Here is a 15,995-nt window from a genome sequence, read left to right as displayed (position 1 = left end):
AAAATGGAGGATTGATAAATGATAAAGCTATGGAGAAAAATAACAGATAAACCTCTGTTAAAAGCTTTTTTGCATTACTATCAAGTCTCAGATAGTGAGTTGACTAGTGTAGCCGTTGCCTACTATTGGTTGATTTCAATCTTCCCTTTACTTATGATAGCCGTCAATATCTTGCCTTATTTTCAAATTCCAATCTCTAATTTTTTACTAACCTTAAAAGAACTTTTACCAGATACAATCTATGACGTAGTAGCAAAGATTGCTCGTGAAGTGCTGACGCAACCGTCTGCTGGACTATTGAGTTTTGCGGTGATATCTGCTCTTTGGACATTTTCAAAATCCATGAATTTCCTTCAAAAAGCCTTTAACAAAGCCTATGGAATTGCAAAAAATAGAGGAATTATCTCACACCAACTGATGAGTCTCCTAGTTAGTTTGGGACTTCAAATTCTCTTTGCTATTGCCCTATTCCTAAGTATGTTTGGTCATATGTTATTGGATTTGTTAAAAAACTACTGGAAATCCGAAAGTTCTCTATTTGCATATTTACAGGATTTTACAGGACCGCTGATTTATGTCTTTCTGTTTGCGATCTTGATCATGCTCTATTATTTCCTTCCAAACGTGAAAGTCGGTCGTATTCGTTACGTCCTTCCTGGAAGTCTATTCGTGTTTGTCACTCTCATATCTCTATTAACGATCTTTTCAGCTTATTTCAACAATTATGTTAACTATCTAGTCGACGTTCGATTTTTCAGTTCCATCATCGTTGTTGTCATGATGTTCTGGTTTATTATCATTGCCAAGATATTGATTATCGGTGCAGTGATCAATGCCAGTGTTCAAAGCCTTAAGGATCCAGACTTTAAAGCAAAGCAATAATTTTTTATCGATTAATACTCAATGAAAATCAAAGAGCAAACTAGGAAGCGAGCCGCAGGTTGCTCAAAACACCGTTTTGAGGTTGTGGATAGAACTGACGAAGGCAGCTCAAAATACTATTTTGAGGTTGCAGATGGAAGCTGACGTGGTTTGAAGAGATTTTCGAAGAGTATAAACAAATCAATCCCCCAGTCATTTAATACTGGGGGATTTTTGAATTTCCTACTTTATTGTCCATTCGTTAGGGCTTGCAATTCTGTTTTTAGATATTGAGCCAAATGCTGGTGGGCGAAAATATTGGCATTCTTTTCTGCGGTAGGATTGTAGTTTGTGTTGGTATTTACATCATAAACATAAATGTCACCACTCTCTGACTGAACCCATTCAATCGCCGCAACTTCAATCTGAGCATTCTTAAGGAAGTTCTCATAAGCTTCTCTTCGAGAATCTGGTAGAGGTTCTGTAATCTGGAATTTCTCAGACGTTTCCAGTTGCTCTGGTCTCTTACCGATTTGGCAACCATCTGCTGGGCACAGTTGGAAACCATCTGAAGAATCGATTGAGACAGTATAGAGGAACTTCTGATTGATAAACTCTGAACGGCGGATGCGTCCATCACTTGGCTTGATGTAGGCTTGTAATAAGGTAATCCCGTCCACTGATGGTTCAAAGAGAGGACTATTGACATAAGCTTCCAGTTCCTCTTCATTTTGGAAGAGTTGAACCCCTAAGCCCTTACCTGCTCTATTGTGCTTGGTAATCAAAGGATAGATGTTCAATTTTCTTGCTGCTTCAATGATATTTTCTTGACCTAAAACTGCAACTGTCGCAGGAGTCTCAATGCCCGACTCATTTAACTTCAGATATTGTTTGACTTTACTGATTTCAAGGTTGATAGCACCTGTTCCATTCACAACCTTGCGCCCATGCGCCTCCAACCAAGTGATCACCTGCTCTGTAAATTCTGGTGCATAGCGATGTCCTCTGGTGTGAGAAGACGCAGACATACGATTGTAAAAGATACCTTGTGGCGGTGGACTTTGCAGATCCAAAATTCCACTAGACAAATCCCACAGTTCATAAGGAACTTCTAACTCTTCCAACCATTTGACCAAATGCTGGGTCCATTCAAGATTCTCATGAATTACATAAACTTTTGCTTCACTCATTACTTATCATCTCCTTAAGAAAAGCTGACTGATAATTGGCTTTCCTTTTCTTCTTCTAAAATATATCCTTCTGTTTTTTCAATAACGCTAACTGTTAAGATTTGACCCAAAACATTAATCATGGTACGGCCGGCATTGACAAAGAAATCAACTGCAAAAATCAAGGCTACTCCTTCAACTGGTAAGCCCAATTGAGGTGCTGCAGCTAGTAGAACCACGATAGCTCCTGATGGTACGGTTGCCGCAGTTTTTCCAATCAAAGTCAAGAGTAAAACAGTAAACAAGAGACTTGATAATGAAAATTGAATGCCGTAGGCATGGGCGATAAAGATTGTCGCTACTGAGAAATAAACTGCTGCTCCCTCTAAGTTAAAAGTATATCCTAAAGGAACAACTAAATCAATCGTATGCTCGTCATGCCCCTGTTTTTTCAAATCTTTAAGAAGGGATGGCAAGACAACACTGGAACTACCCGTAACAAAGGCCAGAGTCAATAGACTCCAATTTTCACGAAAGGCTGACAAATACGGTACTTTAAAGAATAGAGCAATCAAAGGAAAAATAAGGAGAACCAATACAGCATAAGCCGAGTAAGTTCCGATTACAAATTGACCAAGCCCAATCAATTTATCAAGGCCAGTAGTTGCAACATCTTTGGCGATAAAACCAAAAATTCCAATCGGTGATAGTTTGACAATCACTGTAACAATCTTGTAGATGGACTCAATCCAGATTTGGAAACCTTCGATAATCTTCTGAGATTTCTCAGATTTAAGATTCCCAATTCCGTAACCAAGAAAGATAGCAAACACGATAATTGGCAAAAGAGCACCTTCTGAAAGAGACTTGACGATGTTTGATGGAATAAAACCAAGCAAAAATTCGCTGAACTTGACATTGTTCGCAATCCCATCAAGGTTTCCACCAGTTTGACCAATGTTCACACCTTGTCCAAATCCCAAAAAGTAACTAGCAAATACAAACAAAAGAGTAATGGCAGTTGTTACGGCAAAAAAGTAAACCAAGCTCTTGGCCAAGATTTTTTCGAAAGATTTTTTTCCGATAACTCCAGCTACTGCAACAACGATGGTTGGGAAGATTAGCGGAATGATAACCATATTGATCAATTTAATAAAGGCTTGTCCTAAAAATTGATAAAAGCCTGCAAATTGTGGCCAGATGACCGCAGCAATCACACCCAAGACCAAAGCCACCAATAATTGGATTCCTAGTGAGAGTTTTGACCATAAAGTAACTAATTTCATAAGAAACTCCTTTGTTTTATTTGCTACTCATTCTACTACTATTCTTCACTTCTGACTAATATATATTTTCTATGTTGAACATAAAAAAGATTTATATTGAGAGTTCAAACTATCATCGTACCGAACACATGATTCATTCTGTTCAAGCAGGAATTATAAAATCTGTTTCTTACCAATGATTTTTTGCTAAAACAGTGATAAATCACGGAATTTACTTTTCTATTCTCAAAATTTTATGATACAATAATGGTATGATTTTAATGAAACTTGCTTCCATCTTGCTTTTGGTACTAACCTTAGCTCTGGCGATTATTTTAAGCAGACTCTTTAAGTTAAAGAAAAGGGGCATCAATGCTGCTGATTTAGCTTTTCCTTTTCTAATTTTTGAATATTATTTGATTACGGCTAAGATGTTTACACACAATCAACTTCCAGTATTGGGAACGGCCTTATCAATACTAGCAATTGTGTTGGTCTTTTTCTTCTTAAACAAAAGACGTAGTTTTTATTATCCAAAATTTATTAAATTCTTTTGGCGAGCTGGATTTTTACTAACACTGCTCATCTATATCATCATGATTGTTCAAATTTTCGTGATGAAATAGTCAACTATTACAATATAGCCCACCAGCACCTCGATCTTGGCCACTAAATGTTCCATCTGAGGCACTTTTCTGATAAAATTATAAAAAAGTAAAAATAGGAGATAAATCAAGTGAAAAAAACGCTCTTGGCAAGTGCCATTACGCTTTCAGTTTTTGGTCTAACCACCAATCTTAGCTATGCTGAGGAAAACCAAGCACAGTCTACCCCAGTAGAAACAACACACAGTGAAACCTCTACTGACAAAGTGGAGAAAAACAGTCTCCCGGCCAAGGAAACTGAACCTTCAACTGAGGCAAATGCCAATCAAACAACAAATCCAGCTAAGAAAGAAGAAGACAAGGCTCCTGAAGTCCAAAAAGATGGTTGGGTATTCGAGGAAAATATCTGGCGCTTCTATGAAAATAATGCCCCTGTTCTAAACTGGAAAAAAATCCACGGGAAATGGTACTACTTCAACAAAGATGGAATCATGTTGAGCGATACTATTTTTGACGGATATATCCTGACTAGTAGCGGGGCTATGGTCGATTCTGGTTGGAGTAAACTCCAAGATAAATGGTATTACGCTAACGCTTATGGAAAAATTTCTCAACAAAAATGGGAAAAGATTGGTGGTGTCTGGTACTATTTTGACCAAGACGGTGTCATGCTCAGCAACACAATTTTTGACGGCTATCTATTAACGAATAGCGGCGCCATGGCTGAGAGTGCTTGGGTAAAACAAGATGGACAATGGTACTATGCACTTGCTTCTGGTAAAGTCATCAAAAACAAGTGGGAAAAAATTGGTGGTTCTTGGTACTACTTTGACAAAGATGGTATCATGCTAAGTAAGACAATTTTTAACGGATACCTTCTCTCCAATAGTGGAGCTATGGCTGAAAGGTCCTGGGTTTATTTAGAAGGAAAATGGTACTTCGCCCAAACATCTGGTCGTCCAACTCAAGAGAAATGGGAAAAAGTCGGTAGCTCGTGGTACTATTTTAACAAAGAAGGTATTATGGCCAATAACCAATGGATAGGTAGCTACTATCTAAAAGCTAGCGGAGCTATGGCCGAAAAAGAATGGATTTTCGATAAAAACTATAATAGCTGGTTCTACTTAAAATCTGGTGGTGCATATGCAGCGCGTGAATGGATCGGCTCTTACTACCTCAAGTCAGGTGGTTACATGGCTAAGAGCGAATGGATTGACGACAGCTACTACAATGCCCGTTACTATGTGGATGAAAATGGTGTCTATGTCACGGGAACTCGAAAAATCGATGGAACAGCACATCAGTTCCAAAGTAATGGAAAATGGATTGGTGAAGTACCTATAAGTCGTGGATTTGAAAAAGGGAAATACACGAAAACTGTTTTCTTAGATCCAGGACATGGTGGAAAAGATCCTGGTGCTGTTTATTATAACACTCAGGAAAAAGACCTAACCATGCAAATTTATCAAAAACTACGTAAGGAACTCCAGGGTCTTGGTTATACCGTTCTTTCTTCGAGAGATAGTGATGTCTATGTCGACTTTGTCACTGAACGTTCAAAAATGGTTAACAAAACGGACTCAGACATGTTCATCAGTATTCACTTCAATGCAAGCGGGAATCCTGCTTCAGGGAGATCTGGTATTCAAACTTACTCTTACGAAGAAGACAGTGGCTATCGTGCTAAGATCAATCCATACTGGCATAACCACCCTGACCGTATCAGTGAAAGCAATCGCCTGGCTGCCGATATCCACTCTTCACTACTAGCTGAAACTGGTGCTAAGGATGCAGGACTCCTACAAAGTAGTTTTGCTGTCCTTCGAGAAACTGATAAACCAGCGGTTCTATTGGAATTGGGCTATATTGACAATTTCAATGAGAATCAACAAGTCCGCAGTGACGCCTACCAAAACAGATTAGTTGCAGGTATCGTTAAGGGAATTCAAAAATATTACGCAGGTCAATAAAGAAAAAGTCTCGAGAAAATCTCGAGATTTTTTGTATTATTCTTCTAACTTGTTGGCTTCAGGAAAGAGAAAACCAATTCCTACACAAGCCAAGACTCCTACACCGATAACTACACCACTTAAAAGTGGCACAATATAGTCTTGTTCTTATTTCAATTGACTATAATATTTTTACCCCCCTTTTGCTTACTACTAAAGTTTGATATACTCCCCTTATAGTGGACAGTGAAAAAAACAAAATTTCACTAGAAACTACAGGGGGAGTTTTCGTATGTCAAAAAGAGGTCCGAAATCAGTGGAGGAGAAGTTAGAAGTTGTTCATCTTTACCTTGAACAAGGGAAGTCAATATCTATTTTGACCAAAGCATTTGGAGTAAATGGTGACACAATCAGAAATTGGATTCGTAAGTATCAAACAGAGGGTGTAGAAGGCCTCAAGGAGCGTCATAGCTGGAAGAAATATAGTTCAGAGTTAAAAGAAAAGGCTGTAACAGATTATCTTGCAGGTAAAGGTGGTTTATCTTGAATCAAATTTTCATGATTTTCGCTTTACCCCTTAAAGGTTACAATGGTTGCGCCAGATCCACCTGCATTTTGTGGTGCATAGCCAAAGCTCTTGACCTGTTTATTTCTTTGTAGGTACTTAGTCACCCCTTCACGGATGACTCCTGTACCGATACCATGGATGATATCTACTTGAGCCATATTGTTGAGTAGGGCTTGGTCTATAAAGGCATCCAAGGCTTCCATAGCTTCCTCGTAGCGTTTGCCACGAAGGTCTAGTCGAGCTTGTGGACCTTTGCCTACTGCACGTTTAACGACGTTAACTTGTTTCTTCTTGACTGGCGCTTCTTTCTGGACTTGAACCAAGTCAAACTCTTTTTCCTCAAGCGTCATCTTAATCAAGCCAACCTGTGCTTCCCAACGTCCATCCTTGAGTTGATTGGTCAAGGTACCTCGTTGACCATAGCTTAAAACGATGATATCGTCTCCAACTTTTGGAGCTCGTTTCTTCTTAGCTTTTTGGAGGACCTTGTTTTTAGAAAGGTCAACTTTTTCAGGGGCTAATTTTTTGAGCTTAGCCTTGGCTTCAATAATCTCATGTGGTTTTAGTTGAGATTTACTGTGAAGATTTTTAAGTATATCATCACTCTCAGCTAGAGCCAAATCAACAATCTCAGCAGCTTGTTCACGCGCTTTATTGAGTTCAGTTTCCTTTTCACGATTGAGCTCGTTATAAAGTTTTTTAAGGGCACGATTCATCTTGAGGTTTTCTTGCTCGACTTGACGAATATTCTCAAGACGTTTCCGGCTTTCAAGTGTCTGCTCTTCCAATTGTTCAATGATGCGATTGACATCGTTGTCTTGGTCAATTTGCTTACTAGCGTCACCTACAATGACATCTGACAAACCTAGACGTTTAGCAATCTCAAAAGCATTACTTCGACCAGGTACACCCTGCATAAAGCGATAAGTTGGACGCAGGCTAGCTGTATCAAACTCCATGCTGGCATTCTGAACATAGGCCGTTTCAATCCCATAGGCTTTGAGTTCAGGATAGTGAGTGGTTGCCATAGTCTTGACCTGACGCAAACGCAAGTCTTCTAGGATAGACATGGCTAGGGCAGCACCTTCTTGGGGATCTGTTCCTGCTCCAAGCTCATCTAGTAACAAGAGCGAGTTTTGATTGACCTTACCAAGAATATCTACGATATTGGTCATATGACTAGAGAAGGTTGAGAGACTTTGCTCGATGGATTGTTCATCTCCGATATCTGCGAATATCTCCTCGAAAATCCCTACACGACTACCTTTATCAGCTAAAATTGGCAGACCAGACTGGGCCATCAACTGGGTCAAACCTAAGGTCTTGAGCATAATGGTCTTACCACCCGTATTAGGACCAGTGATGACGATAGCTGTTAATTCTTTTCCAAAGTGCACATCATTTGCGACTGCATTTTTTACAAGAGGATGACGAACGTGAAGAAGTTGAATCTCCTGTCCCTCAGACACTTGAGGTACTACTGCCTCCGTCTCTTGGATAAAGCGAACCTTAGCCCGAATCAGGTCCAAATGTCCGATAATCCAAGCATCATTAGCAATTTCAGCTGCGTGTGGTCTTACTCGTTCAGAGAGTTCTTGGAGGATACGCATCATCTCATAGCGTTCATCTGCACGAAGACTGGCTATTTCCTCACTCAACTTGACCACTTCACGAGGTTCGATATAAACAGTGTTCCCACTGGCAGAAATATCATGTACTACACCAGCAATCTTGTTACGATAGGTATTCTTAACTGGAAGAACTTGGCGACCATTTCTACTTGCGATGATACCTTCTGTCAGCATCTGAGCTTTTTGTTTGAGAAGGTCTTGCAAGACATCACGGACTTGACTTTCACTATCATGGATTTTTCGACGGATTCGTGCCAAATCCTCGCTAGCAAAGTTCTCAATAAATCCAGCTTCGTTGATGGCTTGTAGATTTCCCTGTAAATGTGGAAAATCATGAAGTTTCTCAAACCAACTTGCCAGGTGATCCAAACGTACATTTTCAAGATTGTCATAAAAATTCTGCAATTCACGACTGGCAAAGATGACACGTTTGAGTAGAAGAAATTCCTCGATGTTGAGATCAGCACCCATTTCCAAACGTTTGGAGGTCGCTGCAATATCTTTTGTTGCAGAAATGCTGAAATGAGGATGCTCGACAAAGAGTTCTTGCATTTCCTTCATCTCTGCAAAAGCTTGTCTAATCTTGTCTCCTTTATCAGTCGGAGCAAGTTCTTTCAACTGCTCTAATCCTTGCTCCGTCAAAAGATGGGGCTCAAATAAAGCCTTGACCTTATTAAATTCTAATGTTTCTAGTATTTTTTTATTCATTTTCTTTTCCTTCGTAATGAGCGAACGAATTTTTCAAATTCTCACTCTTTTCAAAAAGGCTCCTAAACTATTGATACTCAATGAAAATCAGAGAGCAAACTAGGAAGCTAGCCGTAGGTTGCTCAAAGCACTGCTTTGAGGTTGTAGATAAGACTGACGAAGTCAGTCACATATATAATCCAAGGCGAAGCTGACGTGGTTTGAAGAGATTTCCGAAGAGTATGAGATTGTAAACAAAAGGCTAGGAATAGTTCCCGCCCTTTTTATCCGATTATTTTGGTTACCCAGAGTTGTTTAATCATATGAGTAGTGATGGGAACACTCTGGATAATATGTTTAGCTACAAAACTGTTTTCAAGTGAATTTTGAACGATTGCTAGGGGCACAGTCGCAAGGATGGTCAGCATCATTTGAAGGACAAATAAGGTCACTCCGACTGATAAGACTCCTGCACCGATGCGAAAATATTTGCCACCTAACTTTTTGGTTGGTACCAGGTTAAAAAAGAGTCCAATCAAACGACCGATGCAGTAAAATACGGCAAAGGCTAAGAGATAGCCAATACCTGCGTAAAAGACCTTGTCTAATTGGAAGAGCTGGTCAGATGGGAAGAAAAAGGTACCCTGCCCTTCCTGGGGATTGGCATAAGGAATCAACAAGTGAAATGTTTCTCCCAATGACTGATAAAAATTCCCCGCAAAATAAGCTGAGACGATTGTAGCTAGGAGATAATAGACTTGTAGGACCAAGCCTCTGCGATAGCCGATATAAAAACTCCAAGCCAGAACCAATAAAAGAAAGATGGAAATCATAGTGAGTCCTCAATCTTGCTGTGCTCTTGTTTAGTCGCTACAACTTGATGACGAAGGGCGTCTAATTCTTGCTCCTTATCATCAAATTCAATCTCACGACTGAGTTGAGTTGACAAGCTATTGACTGCTAATAAAATAGCGATTGTCTCATCATCCGCTCCAGGCATTTGTTCTTTGATTGCTTCATATTTTTCTGTTGCGACCTTGGCAATTTCCTCCATAAAGAGGTTGTCATGCTCAGTTGTTAGGGTCAATGTTTTTTTGCCGAATGTAAACTTGTATCGATTTAAATTTGCCATAAAATTCACCTCACGATATTATACCAAATTTCACTAAGTTTGTCAGTTTTTACCAATTCTACAGCTTTTATGGTACAATAAGAACTATGGCAAGTATTACATTAACCCCGAGTGAAAAGGAAATCCAAGCCTTTGTTCAGAAATATGAACAAGCACTGACTCCTAGTAAAAATCCTTATATTCGCTACTTTTTCAAGCTTCCACAGGCAAGTGTTTCCATCTATACATCTGGAAAAGTCCTCTTGCAAGGAGAAGCTGCTGAACGTTACGCCAGCTTTTTTGGTTATCAGGTCAGCCCAGTAGCTAGTGGACAAAACTTTCCGATGATTGGAACTGACGAAGTAGGAAATGGTTCCTACTTTGGTGGTCTAGCTGTAGTAGCATCCTTTGTGACTCCTGACCAACATGACTTCCTACGAAAACTAGGTGTAGGGGATTCTAAGACTCTGACAGACCAAAAGATTCGTCAGCTTGCCCCTCTGCTTAAGGAGAGAATCCAGCACCAAGCGCTGCTTCTTTCTCCAAGTAAGTATAATGAAGTCATTGGGGAGCGCTACAATGCCGTTTCCGTAAAGGTAGCTCTGCATAATCAAGCGATTTTTCTCCTCCTCCAAAAGGGAGTCCAGCCAGAAAAGATTGTGATCGATGCTTTTACGAGTGCTCAAAACTATGAGAAGTACTTAAAAAATGAAGCCAATCATTTTTCTAATCCAGTCAGCCTAGAGGAAAAAGCTGAAGGTAAATACTTGGCTGTTGCAGTAAGCTCTATCATTGCGCGTGATCTCTTTCTAGAGAATCTCGAAAATCTGGGGAGAGAACTTGGCTATCAACTTCCAAGCGGGGCTGGAACAGCTTCTGATAAGGTAGCTAGCCAAATCCTTCGTGCTTATGGTATGCAGGGACTCAATTTCTGCGCCAAACTACACTTCAAAAACACTGAAAAAGCAAAAAAACTGCTAGAAAGGTAAATTATGAAATATTTTAAATCGTTTTTAAAAGAGTGGGGGAGTTTTATCCTCATTATCACTCTTGTCGCCCTTAGTCGTCTCTTTCTCTGGAGGAATGTCAGTGTAGAAGGACATTCTATGGATCCTACCTTGGCAGATGGAGAAGTCCTCTTTGTGGTTAAACATCTTCCTATTGATCGCTTTGATATCGTAGTTGCTCATGAAGACGATGGGAACAAGGATATCGTTAAACGGGTCATTGGTATGCCAGGAGATACCATTCGTTATGACAATGATAAACTCTATATTAACGGTCAAGAAACTGAGGAGCCCTATTTAGCAGAATACCTAAAGCGTTTCAAGGAAGATAAACTCCAAAGCACTTATACTGGAACTGGTTGGGATGGTAAAAAGGGAGAATACTTTAGAACTTTAGCTCAAAAGGCTCAGGCCTTTACCCTAGATGTTAATTACAACACTAGCTTCACCTTCACTGTTCCAGAGGGGGAATATCTCCTACTGGGAGATGACCGTCTGGTATCTAGCGACAGTCGACATGTTGGTACCTTTAAGGCAAAAGATATCACTGGTGAAGCCAAATTCCGCTTCTGGCCACTCAAACGTATCGGAACATTTTAAAAACTAGGAAGAGGCCGAGAATTTTCTATCTCAGCCTCTTCTCATTCTATTTTGATTAAATCTGGGATAAATTTTCTCAGACACTATTGTAAGGAATTTTATGGAAGTTTATTTTTCAGGCACCATTGAGCGCATTATCTTTGAAAATGTCAGCAATTTTTTCCGTATTTTGCTCCTAGATATTGATGATACCAATGCTGAAGACTTTGATGATTATGAAATCATCGTCACAGGTACCATGGCAGATATCATCGAAGGAGAGGAATACACCTTTTGGGGACAAATCGTCCAACACTCCAAGTATGGGGAACAGTTACAAATGACTCGCTATGAGAGAGCCAAGCCGACTAGTAAGGGCTTGGTCAAGTATTTCTCCAGTAGCCATTTTAAGGGAATTGGACTCAAAACAGCTCAGAAAATTGTGGATATTTACGGAGATAACACTATTGACAAAATCTTAGAAAATCCAGACAAACTCCAGTCTATCTCTGGACTCTCTGCTAAAAATCGTGAAGCCTTCGTCTCAACCCTTCGTCTTAATTACGGAACAGAGATGGTCTTAGCCAAGCTAGCCAACTACGGCATTCCTAATAAACTGGCCTTTCAGATTCAAGACTTTTACAAGGAAGAAACTCTAGAGATTGTCGAGAATTATCCCTATCAACTGGTTGAGGATATCAAGGGCTTGGGATTTACCATTGCTGACCAACTGGCCCAAGAATTGGGAATTGAGAGTCAAGCTCCCGAACGCTTCCGTGCTGGTCTTGTCCATAGTCTCTTTCAAGGTTGCATGGAAACGGGAGATACCTATATGGAAGCTAGAGACTTGTTGGAGCAAACCCTCAACCTTCTTGAATCCTCCCGTCCAGTCGAACTAGAGCCGAGTCAAGTTGCCCAAGAGCTTGCTTATCTGATTGAAGAAGATAAGGTCCAGCAGATTGACACCAAAATCTTTGATAATAGCCTCTTTTTTGCAGAAGAAGGCATTCGTAGCCATCTCATCAGAATCCTCGAAAAAGGGCAGAGTAAAAAACAGGATCTAGAAACCATTCAAGAACATATCGCAACTGTTGAGGAAGAACTGGGAATTGAGTATGATAGCATTCAAAAACAGGCTATCTGTGATGCTATCCAGAACAAGGTTTTTATCCTTACAGGTGGACCTGGTACAGGTAAGACTACTGTTATCAACGGCATTATCGCTGTCTATTCTCTCTTAGAAGGACTGGATCTCAAGAAAAAGAGCAATCTGCCCATTCTCCTAGCCGCTCCCACCGGTCGCGCAGCCCGTCGCATGAATGAACTAACAGGTCTACCTAGTGCAACTATTCACCGCCATTTGGGCATGACTGGAGACGACGATACCAGTCATTTGGAAGATTATCTGGATGCTGATTTTATCATTGTAGATGAGTTTTCTATGGTAGATACTTGGCTAGCTAACCAGCTCTTCTCCAATATCTCCTCTACCAGTAAAATCCTCATCGTTGGAGATAGTGACCAATTACCTTCTGTCAGTCCTGGTCAAGTCCTAGCAGATTTACTTCAGATACCAACCATTCCTCAAACACGTTTGGAAAGAATCTACCGTCAGAGCGAAGAATCAACCATCGTCACTCTTGCAAGTCAGATTCGTCAGGGAATATTGCCTGCAGATTTTACCCAGAAAAAAGCAGATCGCTCCTACTTTGAAATTGCTAGTAACCATATCCCTGCTAGCATTGAAAAAATCCTAGGTGCTGCTATCAGAAGTGGCATCCCTGCTCGTGATATTCAGGTTCTTGCCCCTATGTACCGTGGAACTGCTGGTATTGATGCCATCAACCAGCTCATGCAAGACCTACTCAATCCTCCACAAAAAGACCAGCTTAGCTTTGAAGCTCCTCAGTGTCACTATCGAACAGGAGATAAGGTTATCCACCTAGTCAACGATGCAGAGATCAATGTCTTCAACGGAGACTTAGGCTATATCACAGACTTGATTCCAGGAAAATACACTGAATCCAAGCAGGATGAAATTATGATTGATTTTGACGGCAATGAGGTCTCCTATCCTCGAAATGAATGGTACAAGATTCGCTTAGCCTATGCCATGAGTATCCACAAGTCTCAGGGTAGCGAGTTTCCCGTCGTTATTCTACCTATCACCAGTGCAAGCAAGCGCATGTTAGAGCGCAATCTCATCTACACTGCCATCACTCGTGCCAAAAGCAAACTCATCTTACTAGGTGAATTACAGGCCTTCGACTATGCTACCCAGCACATCGGAACTGCCCGAAAAACCTATCTGATTGAACGTTTCGCTGACTTGATGGAAAATGCTGAGGAAACAAACCAACTTGCAACCGATACTACCACCTCAACAGACACTGAACAATCCTACATTCTAACCGAAGACAACTGGTCTAATATTCCAGCCATGATTGGGATTAGTCAAGAAGACCTACAGGAGTTTTTCGGAAAATAGAGCACAAGAAAACCCACCTTTTCAGGTGGGCTTTTATCTTGTAAAGATTATTTTACTGTTGCAGTGCTTGTGATCAATTCAACAGCTTTTTTGATTGCGATATCGTGTTTCAACATATCAGCTGAAAGCAAGCTTTGTACTTGTGCAACTTCCATGTTGTAGTCTGCTGCCAATTGCTCGATTTCTTTTTGGATTTCTTCTTCTGAAGCGTCAAATCCTTCAGCTTTCGCAACTGCTTCGATAACAAGGTTAGTCTTAGTACGTGACTCAGCTTCTCCCTCGTATTGTTTATGAAGGTCTTCTTGAGTAGTTCCAGTGATTTGGAAGTACATATCAGGGTTGATACCTTGACGTTGCAAGTTTCCAAGGAACTCATTTACTGAGCGATGAACTTCTTCGTGAATCATTTCTTCTGGAAGTTCTACGATTTCAGCATTTTCCACAGCTTTATCGATTGCTGCACCTTCTACTGCATCCTTATATGCTTCTTCTTTAGCAGCAGCCAATTCATTGCGGTATTTTTCTTTCAATTCAGCAAGTGTTTCAACTTCTTCGTCGATGTCTTTTGCAAGTTCATCGTCAAGAGCTGGAACTTCTTTAGCTTTTACTTCGTGGATAGTTGTTACGAATTTAGCTTCTTTACCTGCAAGGTCTTCTGCTTGGTAGTCTTCTGGGAATGTTACAACTACATCAACAGTTTCACCAGCTGAGTGACCTACCAATTGGTCTTCGAAACCAGGGATGAATTGACCTGAACCAAGTCCAAGTGAGAAGTTTTCACCTTTTCCACCATCAAATTCAACACCGTCGATAGAACCAACGAAGTCGATGACAACAGTGTCGCCGTTTTCAGCAGCAGCTTCTTTGATAACCAATTCAGCCAAGTTGTTGCGTTCACGTTCGATACGTTCTTCAACATCAGCGTCAGTTACTTCTTTTTCTACATCTACTGATACTTCAAGGTTTTTGTAGTCACCCAATTTAACTTCAGGTTTTGTAACAACTTCAGCAGTGATAACCCAATCTTGACCTTTTTCCATTGATGTTACGTCAATTTTTGGTTGTGCAACGACTTCAAGACCAGCTTCTTTTACAGCTGCTTCATAAGCGTTTGGCAAAAGAGCATTCATAACGTCTTGGTAAAGTGACTCTTCACCAAATTTTTTGTCGAAGATAGGACGTGGAAGGTGACCTTTACGGAAACCTGGAACATTAAGAGATTTCTTTACTGAGTTAAAGACACGGTCCAATTCTGGTTTGATTTGGTCTTGAGAGATAGTGAAAGTCAAGACACCACGGTTTGTTTCTTTGTTTTCAAATGATACAGACATTCTGTCATTTCTCCTTAAAATTTTTTTAAATACAGTCTATTATAACATTTTCCATTGATAAAAGCTAGACTAATGCAGATAAATCTGGCTAAAACACATTTTGGGTAATTTGGCTAATTTCTCTAGAAGTTAGTTTGCGAATTTAGACATAAAAATTTAAGTTTGATTCATTTTGAGTATTACACCTACTATAGTAGATTGAAATAAGGTATGAACAAAGAGATTAGGAAAGTCAAATTAATTTCTAGAAATGTTTTAGAATCTGTAGCGTACTATTCTAGGTTCAATCCATTATATAAAAAGAAGACAAACATTGTTAAAATGTTTGCCCTCTTAATGCTATAGACTCTATCATCTAGTCCAAAGTAATTTCAATAAGATTAAATATTTATTCTAATCTTCTTTTTTCTTTTGGGCTAAACCTAATAGCGTTGTTGCCATTCCAATGATTCCAAGTCCAGTCATAACCGTATTTGAATCTGTACCAGTATTTGGCAATTCGCGAACTACTTTTTCAGGATTCAAAGGTTTTGGTTCTGGATTTGGAGTACCAGGTGTCTCTGGTCTTGGCTCTGGAGTTGGGACATTAGGAGTTTTTGGTACGATTGGAACGTAGATGATTGGGGTGTCTTCACCTGGGTTTGTTGGAAGGTTTGGTAGCTCCTTACCTGGTTCTACTGGTTTACCTGGTTTGCTTGGATCTTTTGGATCTGGCAAGTATGGTTTGTAGCCTGGTACGTCTGG

At 40.1% G+C, this 15,995-nt stretch carries 13 protein-coding genes and 1 pseudogene; 7 read left to right on the top strand and 7 right to left on the bottom strand.

Going from position 1 to position 15,995, the window contains the following annotated elements; translation table 11 throughout:
- The first annotated feature begins 18 nt into the window (after window positions 1-18).
- Window positions 19-882: a YihY/virulence factor BrkB family protein gene (locus M1R56_RS09175; protein ID WP_248035912.1), complete on the top strand. Its 864-nt coding sequence runs from the start codon at window positions 19-21 to the stop codon at window positions 880-882.
- Between the two features lie 227 nt (window positions 883-1,109).
- On the opposite strand, the gene M1R56_RS09170 is transcribed toward M1R56_RS09175, so the two are convergent.
- Entirely contained in the window at window positions 1,110-2,051 is a 942-nt protein-coding gene (locus tag M1R56_RS09170; RefSeq protein WP_248035911.1) for an alpha-L-glutamate ligase, read from the bottom strand.
- A gap of 14 nt (window positions 2,052-2,065) precedes the next feature.
- Window positions 2,066-3,316, bottom strand: coding sequence for a dicarboxylate/amino acid:cation symporter (locus M1R56_RS09165; RefSeq protein ID WP_248035909.1), 1,251 nt, complete (start codon window positions 3,314-3,316; stop codon window positions 2,066-2,068).
- A 251-nt stretch (window positions 3,317-3,567) separates the two neighbouring features.
- Here M1R56_RS09165 and M1R56_RS09160 point away from each other — a divergent pair, with 251 nt between their 5' ends.
- From M1R56_RS09160 to M1R56_RS09150, 3 genes and pseudogenes are all read left to right on the top strand, one after another.
- Entirely contained in the window at window positions 3,568-3,921 is a 354-nt protein-coding gene (locus M1R56_RS09160; protein WP_083301295.1) for a DUF3397 domain-containing protein, read from the top strand.
- Between the two features lie 110 nt (window positions 3,922-4,031).
- Window positions 4,032-5,870 (top strand): N-acetylmuramoyl-L-alanine amidase, encoded by a 1,839-nt coding sequence (locus M1R56_RS09155; RefSeq protein WP_248035908.1) that lies wholly within the window; start codon window positions 4,032-4,034, stop codon window positions 5,868-5,870.
- A gap of 271 nt (window positions 5,871-6,141) precedes the next feature.
- Window positions 6,142-6,390, top strand: a pseudogene (locus tag M1R56_RS09150) (helix-turn-helix domain-containing protein); the annotation flags it as partial.
- A gap of 29 nt (window positions 6,391-6,419) precedes the next feature.
- On the opposite strand, the gene M1R56_RS09145 reads toward M1R56_RS09150, so the two are convergent.
- The 3 genes from M1R56_RS09145 to zapA form a co-directional block, all read right to left on the bottom strand.
- On the bottom strand, window positions 6,420-8,756 hold the full coding sequence (locus tag M1R56_RS09145; protein WP_248035905.1) for an endonuclease MutS2: 2,337 nt from the start codon (window positions 8,754-8,756) through the stop codon (window positions 6,420-6,422).
- Between the two features lie 263 nt (window positions 8,757-9,019).
- Window positions 9,020-9,568 carry a CvpA family protein gene (locus M1R56_RS09140; RefSeq protein ID WP_248035903.1) on the bottom strand — a complete coding sequence of 183 codons (549 nt, stop codon included), beginning with the start codon at window positions 9,566-9,568 and terminating at the stop codon, window positions 9,020-9,022.
- The gene (gene zapA, locus M1R56_RS09135) at window positions 9,565-9,867 is read right to left on the bottom strand and encodes a cell division protein ZapA (protein ID WP_075229941.1); all 303 of its coding nucleotides are present in this window, start codon (window positions 9,865-9,867) and stop codon (window positions 9,565-9,567) included. The genes M1R56_RS09140 and zapA overlap by 4 nt, the downstream gene beginning before the upstream one ends.
- Window positions 9,868-9,953: 86 nt before the next feature.
- Here zapA and rnhC point away from each other — a divergent pair, with 86 nt between their 5' ends.
- The 3 genes from rnhC (at window position 9,954) to M1R56_RS09120 (ending at window position 13,920) form a co-directional block, all read left to right on the top strand.
- The gene (gene rnhC, locus M1R56_RS09130) at window positions 9,954-10,835 is read left to right on the top strand and encodes a ribonuclease HIII (protein ID WP_248035901.1); all 882 of its coding nucleotides are present in this window, start codon (window positions 9,954-9,956) and stop codon (window positions 10,833-10,835) included.
- 3 nt (window positions 10,836-10,838) lie between these two features.
- Window positions 10,839-11,453: a signal peptidase I gene (gene lepB, locus M1R56_RS09125; protein ID WP_248035899.1), complete on the top strand. Its 615-nt coding sequence runs from the start codon at window positions 10,839-10,841 to the stop codon at window positions 11,451-11,453.
- Window positions 11,454-11,553: 100 nt separating this feature from the next.
- Window positions 11,554-13,920 carry an ATP-dependent RecD-like DNA helicase gene (locus M1R56_RS09120; RefSeq protein WP_248035897.1) on the top strand — a complete coding sequence of 789 codons (2,367 nt, stop codon included), beginning with the start codon at window positions 11,554-11,556 and terminating at the stop codon, window positions 13,918-13,920.
- Window positions 13,921-13,967: 47 nt separating this feature from the next.
- Here the strand turns inward: M1R56_RS09120 and tig are convergent, their stop codons facing one another.
- Window positions 13,968-15,251, bottom strand: a complete 1,284-nt coding sequence (gene tig, locus M1R56_RS09115) for a trigger factor (protein ID WP_248035896.1) — start codon at window positions 15,249-15,251, stop codon at window positions 13,968-13,970.
- A gap of 393 nt (window positions 15,252-15,644) precedes the next feature.
- On the bottom strand, window positions 15,645-15,995 hold a 351-nt coding region (locus M1R56_RS09110), incomplete at its 5' end, for an LPXTG cell wall anchor domain-containing protein (protein WP_248035893.1).

Origin of the sequence: Streptococcus sp. oral taxon 431 (genome assembly GCF_023115445.1) — a bacterium.
Taxonomy (GTDB): Bacteria; Bacillota; Bacilli; order Lactobacillales; family Streptococcaceae; genus Streptococcus.
The sequence above is the reverse complement of the archived record's forward strand: the minus strand, read 5'-3'. Positions and strand labels throughout refer to the sequence as shown.

Coding starts and splice junctions, on each gene's coding strand:
- M1R56_RS09175 (WP_248035912.1), top strand. CDS start 19: ATGATAAAGCTATGGAGAAAAATAACAGATAAACCTCTGTTAAAAGCT.
- M1R56_RS09170 (WP_248035911.1), bottom strand. CDS start 2,051: ATGAGTGAAGCAAAAGTTTATGTAATTCATGAGAATCTTGAATGGACC.
- M1R56_RS09165 (WP_248035909.1), bottom strand. CDS start 3,316: ATGAAATTAGTTACTTTATGGTCAAAACTCTCACTAGGAATCCAATTA.
- M1R56_RS09160 (WP_083301295.1), top strand. CDS start 3,568: ATGATTTTAATGAAACTTGCTTCCATCTTGCTTTTGGTACTAACCTTA.
- M1R56_RS09145 (WP_248035905.1), bottom strand. CDS start 8,756: ATGAATAAAAAAATACTAGAAACATTAGAATTTAATAAGGTCAAGGCT.
- M1R56_RS09140 (WP_248035903.1), bottom strand. CDS start 9,568: ATGATTTCCATCTTTCTTTTATTGGTTCTGGCTTGGAGTTTTTATATC.
- zapA (WP_075229941.1), bottom strand. CDS start 9,867: ATGGCAAATTTAAATCGATACAAGTTTACATTCGGCAAAAAAACATTG.
- rnhC (WP_248035901.1), top strand. CDS start 9,954: ATGGCAAGTATTACATTAACCCCGAGTGAAAAGGAAATCCAAGCCTTT.
- lepB (WP_248035899.1), top strand. CDS start 10,839: ATGAAATATTTTAAATCGTTTTTAAAAGAGTGGGGGAGTTTTATCCTC.
- M1R56_RS09120 (WP_248035897.1), top strand. CDS start 11,554: ATGGAAGTTTATTTTTCAGGCACCATTGAGCGCATTATCTTTGAAAAT.
- tig (WP_248035896.1), bottom strand. CDS start 15,251: ATGTCTGTATCATTTGAAAACAAAGAAACAAACCGTGGTGTCTTGACT.